Here is a 12,271-nt window from a genome sequence, read left to right as displayed (position 1 = left end):
TCAGGCCCCCAGTCCGGTGAGCAGGTTCGACAAAGCTTGGACGGCATCGATTTTGGCGGTCAGGTACCCGTCAGGTTTCGAATCGGCTTCGGCCACGGCCTTTTCCGGGCCGGCCAGCAACACCTCGCGGACACCGGCGGCGTGGGCGGCCGCCACTGCACCGGAGGCCTCGGCGCCATAGCGCGCGTCGGTGCCGCAGAGCACCGCCACCGTCGGCGATCCGGCTTCAGCGACGACTCCCGCGATCGCGGCGGTGTCGACGGTGCCCGGATTGATCGCCTCGATCCCGCCGGAAGCCAGCAGGTTCGACGCGAATGTGGTGCGGATGTTGTGCTCGGCCAACGGCCCCAACGGCAGTAGCAGAACCTTGGGGCGGGAACCGGTGGCGGCCAGGAACGCATCCGAGCGGTCGCGCAGGGCCTCGAACCCAGCGGCGTACCGAGCGATCGACGGGGCCGAAACGCCCTGCGGTAGCGGTTTTTCGTCCAAGTTCGGGAATTCGTTCACACCAGTGACGGCGGTGCGGCGGTGCGCGATGTCATCACTGCGTCGCGCCGCGACCTCGGCGATCTGGGCGGCGACGTAGTCGCGTGCCGCGACAAACCCGCCCCGCGCCTCGATGTCCTGGAAGTGCGCCCAGGCCTGCTCGGCAAGTTCAGCGGTCAGGTCCTCGACAAACCACGAGCCACCGGCAGGGTCCAGCACCTGACCGATGTGCGACTCCTCCAGCAGCAGCAGCTGGGTGTTGCGGGCGATACGGCGGGCGAAGCTGGTCGACGTCCCGTCCAAGCCCTCGGGAATCGCCGCGTCGAACGGATGCACCTGCACGGTGTCGGCTCCCCCGACGCCCGCGGAGAACGCCGCCAGCGTGGTGCGCAGCATGTTCACCCACGGGTCGCGCTGGGTCATCATCGGCAGCGAGGTCACCGCATGGATTCGGGCGGCACCGGCGTCGGGCACGCCGACCACCTCGGCGACCCGCGCCCACAGCTGCCGCGCCACGCGCAGCTTGGCGATGGTCATGAACTGATCGTCATCGGCGGCGTAGCGGAAACTGATCTGCCGCAACGCATCCGGTGTCGCCACCCCACCGTCGCCGAGGATCCGCAGGTAGGCAACCGCGGCGGCGATCGAACCGGCGAGCTCCCAGGCCGCACTGGCGCCCAGGTTGTGGAAAGCCGGGCCGTCGACGGTGATCGCGCGGACGCCACCGGCGTGCGCGGTGAGCTTCGGGACGGTCGCGAGCAAGTCCGAGTCATCGGCCGTAGCTGAATTGTCGGCTCCGCCGACGGTGGGCCGCCCGGACAGCGGCGCGGTCAGCGGGTCGGCACCGAGGTCGATCGCCAGCCGCGACCGCTGGTCGTCATCGAGGTCTTCGAGCAGGGGCAACACCGCGTCGGCAGCGGTCGCCAGGTCCGCTCCGGCAGCCCCGACGCCTTCGAAGATCACCGGCACCAGATCCAGGAACACGCCGTCGAGCAGCCGGTCCAGCTCGCCCAGGGCGATACCGCCCTGACCACCGACCCGCAGCGCCAGGGCGCTGGCGCCCTCGGTCAAAGCCACCAGCACCGCACCGTTGACCGTTCCCGCCGCGCTCCCTGCGACAGCGGGGAAACTCTCGACGACCCTCCAGCCGGACTTCACGTCACGAAGGGCGTCGCCCCCGCGCACGAACGGCCACTGACCCGGCAGACTGGTCTCCGGATGTGCGTCCAGGCTCGTGTAAAGCGGCCGGATCGCGAAACCCTCGTAGGTCTGCGAATCCAGCAGGCGCTCCGGCTCGGCAGGCAGATCGGCAACGTCGCGCCGACTGCTCTTGGCCAGCACACCGGCGACGGCCGTCCGCCACTGCTGACGGTCCGACTCGACCGCACTACTCCCCTGTAACGACACCCGCATCTCCTGTTATCGCAGCGTGTGACCTACCCACTTGCCCATCAGGCTAAATGATCGCCATCACGACGCTGACCGCTGGTGGGCGGACTCGCGGTTACACCCAACGGTGCCCGAGGCCGCCGGCCCGTACTGTTGTAAAACGTGAAACCCGTCGTCAGAACCCTGCGCATGGTGCGCGCCGCGGTCATCGCGACGGCTTCCCAATTGCCGCCCCGGCGGATCGTGGGCCTGCTGGCCGGCATTGTGATTCTTGTCGCAGTGGCCGTACTGGTTCCGTTGCCAACTGCCATGCAGATGCGGGATTGGGCCACCTCGGTAGGGCCCTGGTTCCCGCTGGCGTTCCTCGGCGCCCACATCCTGGTGACCGTCTTCCCATTCCCCCGCACGGCGTTCACCCTGGCCGCCGGCCTGCTGTTCGGTCCCATGCTGGGGGTGGTGATCGCCGTGGTGGCCAGTGCGGTCAGCGCGGTGCTCGCCCTGTTCCTGATCCGCGCGGCGGGCTGGCAGCTCAACCGCCTGGTGCCCCATCCCCGGATCGACTCATTGGATACCCGGCTGCGCCGCCGCGGCTGGCCGGTGGTGCTGTCCATGCGGTTGATCCCGGCGGTGCCGTTCTCGGTACTGAACTACGCGGCCGGGGCGTCGGCCGTGCGGGTCGTGCCCTACACGCTGGCGACGCTGGTGGGGCTGTTCCCGGGCACGGCTGCCGTGGTGATCTTGGGTGACGCGTTGACCGGGAACATCAGCCCGGCGCTGATCCTGGTGTCGCTGAGCACTGCCGGACTCGGCGTCGCCGGACTGGTCTATGAGATGCGCCTGCACCGCCGCGAGCGCGCCCGGCTGCAGGCCGATGCCGATGCGCTGCCGTCGGTGGGAATCTCACCCACGCTCACCGAACCGTGAACAGGTCCTCGACCAGCAGTTGACCCGTGTTCTAGGGGGCCCGGTGGGTGCCACCGCCGAGTTCGTTGGGCGCCGGATGCTCCAATGACGACAGGGTCGGCGTGGCATTCAGTGGCGGAGTGGTCGCCCGCGCCTCAGCCTCGGCCTTGGCCACGGCCTGAGCGATCGCCGGATCGGTCTCGGTGGAGAACCAGTCGGCGACCTCCTCGCTGTCGTCCTCGGGCTTGGGCAGATCCTCGTCGACGGGCGACGGGGTGTACCTGAACACGCCGTCTTCACCGGGCGCACCGAGCATCTTGGTGAAACCCTGCAGTGCCGAACCGAAGTCGCTGGGCACCAGCCAGACCTTGTTGGCCTCGCCCTTGGCCATCTGCGGCAGCGTCTGCAGATACTGGTATGCCAGCATCTCCGGGGTGGGCCGGCCGGCCTTGATCGCGGCGAAGGTCTTCTCGATGGCCTTGGCCTGCCCCTGCGCCTGCAGGTACTGTGCGGCCCGCTCGCCCTGGGCGCGCAACATCCGGGACTGACGGTCGGCCTCGGCGGCCAGGATCGCGGCCTGTTTGGCACCCTCGGCGGCCAGGATCTGCGACTGCTTCTGCCCTTCGGCCTGCTTGATCGACGACTCCCGCACACCCTCGGCGGTCAGAATCATGGCCCGCTTGTCGCGATCGGCCTTCATCTGCTTTTCCATCGACTCCTGGATCGACGGCGGCGGGTCGATGCTGCGCAGCTCGACTCGCGCCACCCGCAGGCCCCACCGGCCGGTCGCCTCGTCGAGTACACCGCGCAACTGAGCGTTGATCGAGTCGCGGGAGGTCAGCGTCTGTTCCAGGGTCATGCCACCGACCACGTTGCGCAGCGTGGTGGTGGTCAACTGCTCGACACCGACGATGTAGTTGCTGATCTGGTAGACCGCCGCCTGTGGGTTGGTCACCTGGAAATAGACGACGGTGTCGATGTTGAGCGTCAGGTTGTCCTCGGTGATCACCGGCTGCGGCGGGAAGGACACCACGCGCTCACGCAGGTCCACCCGGGCCCGGATCCGATCGATGAACGGCACCAACAACGTCAGCTGACCGCTCACCGTGCGGCTGTAGCGGCCGAGGCGCTCGATCACCGCGGCCTCGGCCTGGGGAATCAGCGCAACCGATTTGGCCACGACGATGATCGCGAACACGACAAGGACGAGCAGCAAGACCAGCCCGGCTACAGCACCTTCCATGGTGAATCCTTTCTGGTACTACGTCGATTTGAAGCGCTACATCGTTTTGAAGACCACCGCGGTCGCGCCGTCGATCCTCACCACGGTCACCTGGTCACCGGGTTCGTACACATCGTGGTCGTTGAGAGGGCGCGCCGTCCAGACCTCTCCATCGAGCTTGACCTGCCCCTCATGCTGGGTGACCCGGTCCAGCACCAGGGCCGACTTGCCTTCGAGTGCCTTGACCGGCTCGGGAAGCCCTCGGCCGAGCTCGAACCGGCGGCGCAGCGCCGGCCGCACCAACACCAACAAGAGCACCGAAACCACCAGGAACACCACACCGTCGGCCCACAACGGCAGGTCGAACAGCCAACTGGACCCGCTCGCGGCCAGCGCACCGCCTGCCAGCATCAGCAAGAACATGTCGCCCGTCAGCGCTTCTGCCCCGGCGAGTCCCAGCGCCAGGATGAGCCAGATCAGCGGTAGCGGCATGCGCCCACCCTAGCGAATCCGGCTTGATCGGCGGCCGACAATTACACTGCCAAGATCATGTGGTGTCCAAGTGCAACGCTTTCGATGTGGGCCAACGCCTGGCTCGCCGGCGCAGCCGCGCCCGACGACGTCCTCGACGCGTTATCCCAATGGGCACCAATGCATTCTGTGACCGCCTACGACTCGCAGGCCGCGGTCCGCACCGGACTGCCCTGGCCCGAGTTGGAGGACTCCGGTTCAGTGTCGCTGCTACAGACCCTGCGTACTTCCGTCGGCAGATCGGGCACGAGGCCCTCGATCAGGGTGGCCTTGCCGGTCCCCGGCGACGTCCGCGGATTGCCTGCGGGCTCGCAGTTCCAGCGGGATGCGTTGACGGTCGGCGAAGCGGTGCTGGTGACCCATGACGAATTGGACGGCGTCGGGCTGGTACCGGAATTCGAGTACTTCGAATTCGATGACGCCGAAACCCAATCCACCTTCGAGCCCGAGCCGCGGGCCCTGTCGTGGACCGTGTACTCGCTGCCGCTGTTGGCGCCACCGCAGCACTACGACCTGGGTGAGGCCGAGTACGAGTTGCGCTCGGCGGTGCGGTCGGCCGCCGACACCCTGATCGCGCTGCGGGCCGGCGTCGGTATCGGTGTCGATGATCCCCGCGGCATGGTGGAAGACATCCTCGAGGCCGGCCGGATGCATCCGATCCCCGACCACGCCCCGGCCCGGGCGGTGCGGGTGCTGGAGAACGCCGCCCACGTGGAGGCGATCATCTCGGTGAGCTCGGGGCTCATGCCGATCGGTCTGCAGAGCTCCTCGGAGGTGCAGATCGCCGGCGATGCCATGCGGCCGTTGGCCCAGGTGGTGCGCTCGGCTCGGCTGGCCGCACTCGAAGCCATCCTGCAATCCGCCTGGCGGGACTAGCTTTTCGCTTGCCGGCCCAACGAGGCAGCGCCGCAGCAGTGCGGTGAGCAGGGCTCACCGTTGACACTGCATCCGTAGCCGGGAACCGGATCGGGACCGACCACCCGCGCGGGCTCCGACCCGGTGCGCAACTCCTGGATCAAGCCTGCGGCCAACCGGGCGAAACGCGGGTCTGCATTGGGTGTGCGGGCGCGTGCGAAGGCGATTCCCGCGTTCTCGGCCTGCAGCCGCAGCTCGTAATCGAGATCCCACACCACCTCGATGTGGTCGGCGACGAACCCGATCGGGCACACGATGACCGCGCGAGTCCCCTTCTGCCCCAAGGCCGCCAGGTGATCGGCCACGTCGGGCTCCAGCCACGGGATCCGGGCCGGGCCCGATCGCGACTGCCATACCTGGTCGAAATCCGGATAACCCGCGGCGGCGGCCACCAACCGGGTCGCATAGCCGACCTGCCGGCTGTAGAGCCGAGGCCCGTGCTTTTCGTCGGCCGCGATGGGTATCGAGTGCGCGGTGAACACCAGCCGTGCCTCATCGCGAAGGTCCGCCGGGAGGGTGGCGGCCGCTGCCGAGATCGCCTCGGCGAACATCTCCACCAGCAGCGGATGGTCGAAGTAGTGCCGCAACTTGACCAGCTCCGGGGCATCGTCGCCGGCCGCGGCCCGCGCCCGGGCGATGTCCTCGACGTACTGGGTACAGCTGGAGTATCCGCCCCAGGCCGATGTGGTGAACACCGCGGCTCGTCGAATACCGTTGTCCCGCATGGCCACAACCGTGTCTTCGACATACGGCTGCCAGTTCCGGTTACCGAAGTACACCGGCAGGTCGGGCAACTGCACCCGCAATTGCTCGATCAGGGCCCGGTTGATCCCGTTGATCGGTGACACCCCGCCGAAATGCAGGTAGTGCTCGGCGACGTCGACCAACCGCTCGGCCGGGATACCGCGGCCACGGGTGACGTTCTCCAAGAACGGCATCACCTCATCGGGCGCCTCCGGCCCCCCGAAAGACAACAGCAGAACGGCGTCGAAGCCTGGTTCATCGATCGCCATGATTGCGCCTCTCTAGACGGCGAAACCGCATTCCGGCCGGGTTTGTGCGAGTGCACGTGTGCCGGAATGCGGTTTCGGCAGAGCTCATCAGAGCAGCTGGGTGCTGGCGCCGCCGTCGGCGTAGATGATCGATCCGGTGGTGGCGGGCAGCCAGTCGGACAGCAACGCACACACCGTCTTGGCCACCGGGGTCGGGTCCTTCATGTTCCAGCCGATCGGAGCGCGCTGATCCCAGCCCTCTTCGAGGAGCTGCATCTGCTGACCGGCCTCGTCGCCCAGGGCGCCACCGACGATCGCGCTCATGGCCAGCGTCCGGATCGGACCCGCCGCGACAAGGTTCGACCGCACGCCGAACGGACCGGCCTCGCGCGCCACGAACCGGTTGACCGACTCCAGGGCACTCTTGGCCACCGTCATCCAGTTGTAGGCCGGCATCGCCCGGGTCGGGTCGAAGTCCATGCCGACGATGCCGCCACCGGAATTCATGACCGGAAGCAGGGCCTTGGCCAGCGAGGCGTACGAGTAAGCCGAGATGTGGATGCCCTTGGCGACGTCCTCGTAGGGAGCATCGAAGAACGGGTTGACGCCCATGCCGCTCTGCGGCATGAAGCCGATCGAGTGCACCACGCCGTCGAGCTTGTTGCCCGCGCCGATGGCTTCGGTGACCCGGTCCGCCAGGCTCGCCAGGTGCTCCTCGTTCTGCACGTCGAGTTCCAATAAGGGAGCCGAGCTCGGAAGTCTGTCACAGATGCGCTGGATCAGTTTCATCCGGTCGAACCCGGTGAGCACCAGTTCAGCGCCGGCCTCCTGGGCCACCTTGGCGATGTGGAACGCGATCGACGAGTCCGTGATGATCCCGGTGACCAGAATGCGCTTGCCTTCGAGCAAACCTGCCATTGTCCTGACTCCTACTTCGGTGAAGAGTTGTTGAAAGTTTTTGCGATCCAGGGGTTTTGGATCAGTGCCCCATACCCATACCGCCGTCGACGGGGATCACCGCACCGGCGATGTAGCCGGCATCCTCGGAAGCCAGGAAGCTGACCGCCCCGGCGACCTCCTCGGCAGTGCCGACCCGCTTGGCCGGGATGAAATCCAGGGCGCCGGCCTGGATGCGCTCATCCAGGGCTCGGGTCATCTCGGTGTCGATATAGCCGGGCGCCACCACGTTCGCGGTGACACCGGCCTTCGACAGCTCCCGGGAGATCGACCGGGCCATCCCGATCAGGCCGGCCTTGGCGGCCGCATAGTTGGCCTGGTTGCCGATTCCCCACATCCCCGAAACCGAGCCGATGAAGATGATCCGGCCGAAGCGCTTGCGCTGCATGCTGCGCGACGCGCGCTGGGCCACCCGGAACGCCCCGGTGAGGTTGGCGTTGATGACGTTCTCGAAGCGCTCCTCGGTCATCCGCATGAGGAACGCATCCTGGGAGATGCCGGCGTTGGACACCAGCACCTCGACCGGCCCTTGGTGCTCTTCGACCTCTTTGAAGGCCCGGTCCACGGCTGCGTTGTCGGTCACGTCGCACACGACGCCGAACAGCCCCTCGGGCGCTCCCGATCCACGGTGGGTGACGGCGACCTTGTGCCCATCGGCGGCCAGGCGCTGCGCGATCGCCAGGCCGATCCCCCGGTTTCCACCGGTGACCAATACGGAACGGGGAACGAAAGCCGGTCGACCGCCGGATTCAGCGGTGGTGGCTTCGGTGTCGGCGTTCGAGACAGCAGCGTCACTCATGCCCGTCAACTTATCTCCTCACCGGCAGCGTCTGAAAATCGCATCACCCGCGTTGAGCGCGATGCGCGGGGACGGGACGGGCCACCTAGCCAGGCAGTCTGCGGTTGATCAACAGGGCTGCCACACCGGCGACGGCGAGCACCAACGCGCCGAGCCGCAGCCAGCCGAGGCTGGCGTCACCCTTGATGGTCTCGTAGCCGATCTGCTGCTGCAGGGACGTGAACACCTGCTTGAGCTGTTCGAGGCTGGACGCGGTGAACGCGTCGCCGCCCGACAGCTTGGCGATCTTGCCGAGCATCTCGTCGTCGACCGGCACCGGCTGGCGCTGGTCGTTGATCTCGACGTAGCCGTAGGGAGTGCCGAAGGACACCGTGGAGATCGGAACTCCCTGGTCCTTGGCGGTGCGCGCCGCGGTGTATGCGCCCTTGGGGTTGTCCGGGTTCGACGGCACGGTCTCCTTGCCGTCGGACATCAGCACGATGCGCGCGGGCGGCCTCTCGTCACCGCCTCCGATCACGGCACCGACGGTGGCGATCGCCTGCAGCGCCGTGAAGATGCCCTCACCGGTGGCGGTCCGGTCGGCCAGCTGCAGCTTGTCCAGACCGTTCTTGGTGGCCTCACGGTTGGTGGTCGGCTGCACCAGCACGGTCGCGGTGCCGGCGTAGGCGATGAGGCCGAGGTTGATCCCCGGCGTGAGCTGGTCGGCGAACTGTTTGGCAGCTTCCTGCGCGGCGGCCAACCGGCTGGGCGCGACGTCGGTCGCACGCATCGACTGCGACACGTCGACCACCAGCATCACCACTGCGCGGTTGCGCGGAATCCGCACATCGTGGGTGGGTCCGGCCATCGCCACCGTCAGGAGAACGAGCGACACCGCCAGCAGGGCCGCGGGCAGATGCCGCCAGCGGGTGGGTTGCTTGGGCGCCACGCTTTCGAGCAACTCCATGTTGGCGAACCGCAGGATCCGCTGCTTGCGTGCGCGCTGGACGAATACGTAGTACGCGATCAGACCGAGCACGACGAACAGGAACAGGAACCACCACGCGTGCGCAAAGCCCGTCAGGCTCATCGGACCGAGAATCGGTAATGTCATGTGCTAGAAGTCATTTCGGTTGATTGCTGATCAAGCTTTCTCTACCGCTGGCCGGCCAGGGCGCCGCGCCGCCGGTTCGCCACGAACCGCACCACGTCGGCGATCCAGTCCCGGTCGGTGCGCAGACTCAGCAGCGGTGCGTCACAACGGCGCAAGGTGCGGGCCACCTCCTCGCGGTGTGCCGCGGCCGCCCGCTCGAAATCGCTGCGAAGTTGTTCGTCGATGGTGAACTCCCGGGTGACACCGGTCTCGGTGTCCTGCAGCACCACATCGCCGACAGGGGGCAACTCGACGTCGCGCGGATCGAGGATCTCGATGCCCAGCACCTCGTGGCGCCCAGCGATGGCCCGCAACGGGCGCATCCAGTTGATCGGCCCGAGGAAGTCGCTGATGATCACCGCCATGCCGCGCCGGCGCTCGGGACGACGCAAGGCATCGATGGCGGCCGCCAGATCCCCGCGCACCCCGGTCGGGGCCTTGGGCGTGGTGGCGATCGCCCGCAGCAACTCCTGCTCGTGCACCCGCCCGCTCAATGCCGGAACCCGGCGCACGGTGTCACCGTTGGCGATGATCGCGCCGATCCGGTTGCCGCCACCGCTGTTGAGAAACGCGATCGCCGCCGCGGCGGCCACTGCCAGATCCCGCTTCTCACAGGTCGTGGTACCGAAGTCCAGGCTGGCCGACATGTCCACGACCAGCCAGGTCTCCAGTTCGCGGTCGGCGATCATCTGTCGCACGTGCGGCGTCTGGGTCCGCGCCGTCACCGACCAGTCCATCCGGCGCACGTCGTCACCGGGCTGGTAGATCCGCGAGTCCCCCGGCTCTGATCCCGGACCCGGGATCAGACCGAGGTGGTCGCCGTGCAGAACCCCGTCGAGCTTGCGCCGCACCGTCAACTCGAGCTTGCGCAACGCCGCCGTCAAGGCGGGGTCCCGGATCTCCCCGCGCTTCAGGGACGGCAGGTCTACGGTGCGTCGGGAAGTGGTCACCGACCACCCGCCGCGCCGGCCCCGGCGGGAACGGCGGGCGCAACCGAATGCCCTTGCTGCGGAAGTGCATTCACCTGGGGCAGGGCCACCGTCTGCAAGATCCGGTTGACCACGGTCTCTGCCGAGACCTCGTCGGCCAGCGCGTCGTAGGTCAGCACCAGGCGGTGACGCAACACATCCGGAATCACCTCGACGACATCCTGCGGGATGACGTAGTCACGGCCGCGCACCAACGCCAGCGCGCGGGCCGCCGAGATGATGCCGAGCGAGGCACGCGGCGATGCGCCGTAGGCGATCCACGCCTTCGCGTCGGGCATGCCGAACTTCTCGGGTTCACGCGTGGCGGTGACGATGCGCACCACATAGTCCACCAACGCGTGGTGCACGAAGGTGTTGGCGGCCAGCTCCTGCAAGCGCAGCAGGTCACCGGTGTTCAGGATCTGCTTGGGCTCCGGGGGCTTGACACCCATCCGGTAGATGATCTCGCGCTCTTCCTCCGGCGTCGGGTAGTCGACGTTGAGCTTGAACAGGAAGCGGTCCCGCTGGGCCTCGGGAAGCGCGTAGACGCCTTCCTGCTCGATCGGGTTCTGGGTGGCCATCACCAAGAACGGGCTGGGCAACGGGAAGGTCTTGCCGCCGATCGAGATCTTGCGCTCGGCCATCACCTCCAGCAGTGCGGACTGCACCTTGGCCGGCGCGCGGTTGATCTCGTCGGCGAGCAGGAAGTTGACCACCACCGGGCCCAACTCGATGTCGAAGTCTTCCTTGCCCTGCCGGTAGATGCGGGTACCGATGATGTCGGTGGGCACCAGGTCCGGGGTGAACTGGATGCGGGCGAACGTGCCGCCGACCACCTTGGCGAACGTCTCGACGGCCAGCGTCTTGGCCACCCCGGGCACGCCTTCGAGCAGCACATGCCCCTTGGCGAGCAGGCCGACGAGCATCCGCTCGACGAGCTGGTCCTGGCCGACGATGATCCGCTTGACCTCGAAGACGGCGCGTTCGAGGGTGTGCACCTCGGCCTGCAGGCTGCCGTTGGGCGCGGCCTGCGGGGCAGCCGGCGCGGCGTGGGAGCCGGTCGACCCGGGCGGGAAGCCCGGCGCCGGGCTCGAACCGGGATAACCTCCGGCGCCCTGCGGCGGTCCACTCGGTGACGTCATCAACTTCCTCCCACGGTGTTCGACTACAAAACGCTGGTCTAGCTCATTGTTCTAGCGGGCAATCGGGTGCCCGCCGACAACTATTCCAGGCACTTCGAGATCCGTCGACGCTGCCCGGAAGAGTTCAGGTTCCCCTCAGGATTCGATGATGCGGGCCGCATAGGGCTGGATGCCCGCGGTGCGGACCGGGCTCACCGTGACGCGCTCAGCACTGCCCGATGCCTCCAGCATCTTGCCGCCGCCGAGGTACATCGCCACGTGCTGGCTACCGCCGGGGCCCCAGAACAGCAGGTCACCGCGCTTCGCCTGAGCCACCGGCACCCGGCGGCCGGTCTTGTACTGATCACCCGAATACTTCGGAATCTGCACACCCACGCCGGCGAACGCGTACCGGGTGAAGCCCGAGCAGTCGTAGCCGACCTTGCCGGCGTCGTAATCCACGCCGGGGCCGGGACCGGTCAGCGTGCCACCGCCCCACGAGTAGGGCACCCCCATCTGCGAGCCTCCGCGCCGGATCACGTATTCGATGGCTTGTGGGCCGCGGACGCGACCGCCCGGGAATGTCGAGGCGGCCTGTTTGGGGGCCAGGCCGATGGATTGCAGGAACTGCTGACCGAGGTTCTGGGTGGTCTGCAGCGCGATCTGGCTCACCTGGAACGAAGCGTTGGCGATGGCCACCGGGTCGCCGGGCGCCCCGGAGCTGACGATCTTCGGGAGGGTGGGATCCCATTGCCCGTCGTCGGGTGCGGCGTTGGCCGGCGTCACCAGGCTGATCGCCGCGAACAAAGTTGCGGCGATCAGGGTCAGGCACCGTAAGGCGAAGGAGCGCAATGTT

The 12,271-nt window shown here is 67.6% G+C and carries 12 protein-coding genes; 2 read left to right on the top strand and 10 right to left on the bottom strand.

The genetic code is table 11. From position 1 onward, the window contains the following. On the bottom strand, window positions 1–1,899 hold the full coding sequence (gene mutA, locus BKG60_RS11425) for a methylmalonyl-CoA mutase small subunit (protein ID WP_165617730.1): 1,899 nt from the start codon (window positions 1,897–1,899) through the stop codon (window positions 1–3). 138 nt (window positions 1,900–2,037) lie between these two features. Between mutA and BKG60_RS11420 the strand changes: the two genes are divergently transcribed. Continuing rightward, the gene (locus BKG60_RS11420; protein ID WP_200806100.1) at window positions 2,038–2,799 is read left to right on the top strand and encodes a TVP38/TMEM64 family protein; all 762 of its coding nucleotides are present in this window, start codon (window positions 2,038–2,040) and stop codon (window positions 2,797–2,799) included. A gap of 31 nt (window positions 2,800–2,830) precedes the next feature. Here the strand turns inward: BKG60_RS11420 and BKG60_RS11415 are convergent, their stop codons facing one another. Together BKG60_RS11415 and BKG60_RS11410 are read right to left on the bottom strand one after the other, a co-directional pair. Continuing rightward, window positions 2,831–4,021 carry an SPFH domain-containing protein gene (locus BKG60_RS11415; protein ID WP_070186012.1) on the bottom strand — a complete coding sequence of 397 codons (1,191 nt, stop codon included), beginning with the start codon at window positions 4,019–4,021 and terminating at the stop codon, window positions 2,831–2,833. 36 nt (window positions 4,022–4,057) lie between these two features. Then, a complete protein-coding gene (locus BKG60_RS11410) occupies window positions 4,058–4,492 on the bottom strand; it encodes an NfeD family protein (protein ID WP_070186011.1) in 435 nt (144 codons plus the stop codon). A 57-nt stretch (window positions 4,493–4,549) separates the two neighbouring features. Between BKG60_RS11410 and BKG60_RS11405 the strand changes: the two genes are divergently transcribed. After that, window positions 4,550–5,407, top strand: coding sequence for a hypothetical protein (locus BKG60_RS11405; RefSeq protein WP_070186010.1), 858 nt, complete (start codon window positions 4,550–4,552; stop codon window positions 5,405–5,407). Here the strand turns inward: BKG60_RS11405 and BKG60_RS11400 are convergent. The 7 genes from BKG60_RS11400 to ripB form a co-directional block, all read right to left on the bottom strand. Next, window positions 5,404–6,459, bottom strand: coding sequence for a ferrochelatase (locus tag BKG60_RS11400; protein ID WP_070943678.1), 1,056 nt, complete (start codon window positions 6,457–6,459; stop codon window positions 5,404–5,406). The genes BKG60_RS11405 and BKG60_RS11400 overlap by 4 nt on opposite strands. Before the next feature lie 87 nt (window positions 6,460–6,546). Further along, window positions 6,547–7,356, bottom strand: coding sequence for an NADH-dependent enoyl-ACP reductase InhA (gene inhA, locus BKG60_RS11395; RefSeq protein ID WP_070186008.1), 810 nt, complete (start codon window positions 7,354–7,356; stop codon window positions 6,547–6,549). 61 nt (window positions 7,357–7,417) lie between these two features. Then, window positions 7,418–8,194, bottom strand: a complete 777-nt coding sequence (gene fabG1, locus BKG60_RS11390; protein ID WP_070186007.1) for a 3-oxoacyl-ACP reductase FabG1 — start codon at window positions 8,192–8,194, stop codon at window positions 7,418–7,420. 85 nt (window positions 8,195–8,279) lie between these two features. Continuing rightward, window positions 8,280–9,287 (bottom strand): VWA domain-containing protein, encoded by a 1,008-nt coding sequence (locus BKG60_RS11385; protein WP_070186006.1) that lies wholly within the window; start codon window positions 9,285–9,287, stop codon window positions 8,280–8,282. A gap of 41 nt (window positions 9,288–9,328) precedes the next feature. Then, window positions 9,329–10,276 (bottom strand): DUF58 domain-containing protein, encoded by a 948-nt coding sequence (locus BKG60_RS11380; protein WP_070186005.1) that lies wholly within the window; start codon window positions 10,274–10,276, stop codon window positions 9,329–9,331. Beyond that, window positions 10,273–11,436, bottom strand: a complete 1,164-nt coding sequence (gene moxR1 / locus BKG60_RS11375; RefSeq protein ID WP_070186004.1) for a chaperone MoxR1 — start codon at window positions 11,434–11,436, stop codon at window positions 10,273–10,275. Before moxR1 ends, BKG60_RS11380 begins: the two co-directional genes overlap by 4 nt. Window positions 11,437–11,571: 135 nt before the next feature. Further along, window positions 11,572–12,267, bottom strand: a complete 696-nt coding sequence (gene ripB, locus BKG60_RS11370; RefSeq protein WP_070186003.1) for an NlpC/P60 family peptidoglycan endopeptidase RipB — start codon at window positions 12,265–12,267, stop codon at window positions 11,572–11,574. Window positions 12,268–12,271 lie beyond the last annotated feature (4 nt).

Origin of the sequence: Mycobacterium syngnathidarum (assembly GCF_001942625.1) — a bacterium.
Taxonomy (GTDB): domain Bacteria; phylum Actinomycetota; class Actinomycetes; order Mycobacteriales; family Mycobacteriaceae; genus Mycobacterium; species Mycobacterium syngnathidarum.
The sequence above is the reverse complement of the archived record's forward strand: the minus strand, read 5'-3'. Positions and strand labels throughout refer to the sequence as shown.

Bases quoted from the DNA above. Each gene is read 5' to 3' on its own strand.
- BKG60_RS11405 (WP_070186010.1), top strand. From the start codon at position 4,550: ATGTGGTGTCCAAGTGCAACGCTTTCGATGTGGGCCAACGCCTGGCTC.
- BKG60_RS11410 (WP_070186011.1), bottom strand. From the start codon at position 4,492: ATGCCGCTACCGCTGATCTGGCTCATCCTGGCGCTGGGACTCGCCGGG.
- BKG60_RS11385 (WP_070186006.1), bottom strand. From the start codon at position 9,287: ATGACATTACCGATTCTCGGTCCGATGAGCCTGACGGGCTTTGCGCAC.
- fabG1 (WP_070186007.1), bottom strand. From the start codon at position 8,194: ATGAGTGACGCTGCTGTCTCGAACGCCGACACCGAAGCCACCACCGCT.
- inhA (WP_070186008.1), bottom strand. From the start codon at position 7,356: ATGGCAGGTTTGCTCGAAGGCAAGCGCATTCTGGTCACCGGGATCATC.
- BKG60_RS11415 (WP_070186012.1), bottom strand. From the start codon at position 4,021: ATGGAAGGTGCTGTAGCCGGGCTGGTCTTGCTGCTCGTCCTTGTCGTG.
- moxR1 (WP_070186004.1), bottom strand. From the start codon at position 11,436: ATGACGTCACCGAGTGGACCGCCGCAGGGCGCCGGAGGTTATCCCGGT.
- mutA (WP_165617730.1), bottom strand. From the start codon at position 1,899: ATGCGGGTGTCGTTACAGGGGAGTAGTGCGGTCGAGTCGGACCGTCAG.
- BKG60_RS11400 (WP_070943678.1), bottom strand. From the start codon at position 6,459: ATGGCGATCGATGAACCAGGCTTCGACGCCGTTCTGCTGTTGTCTTTC.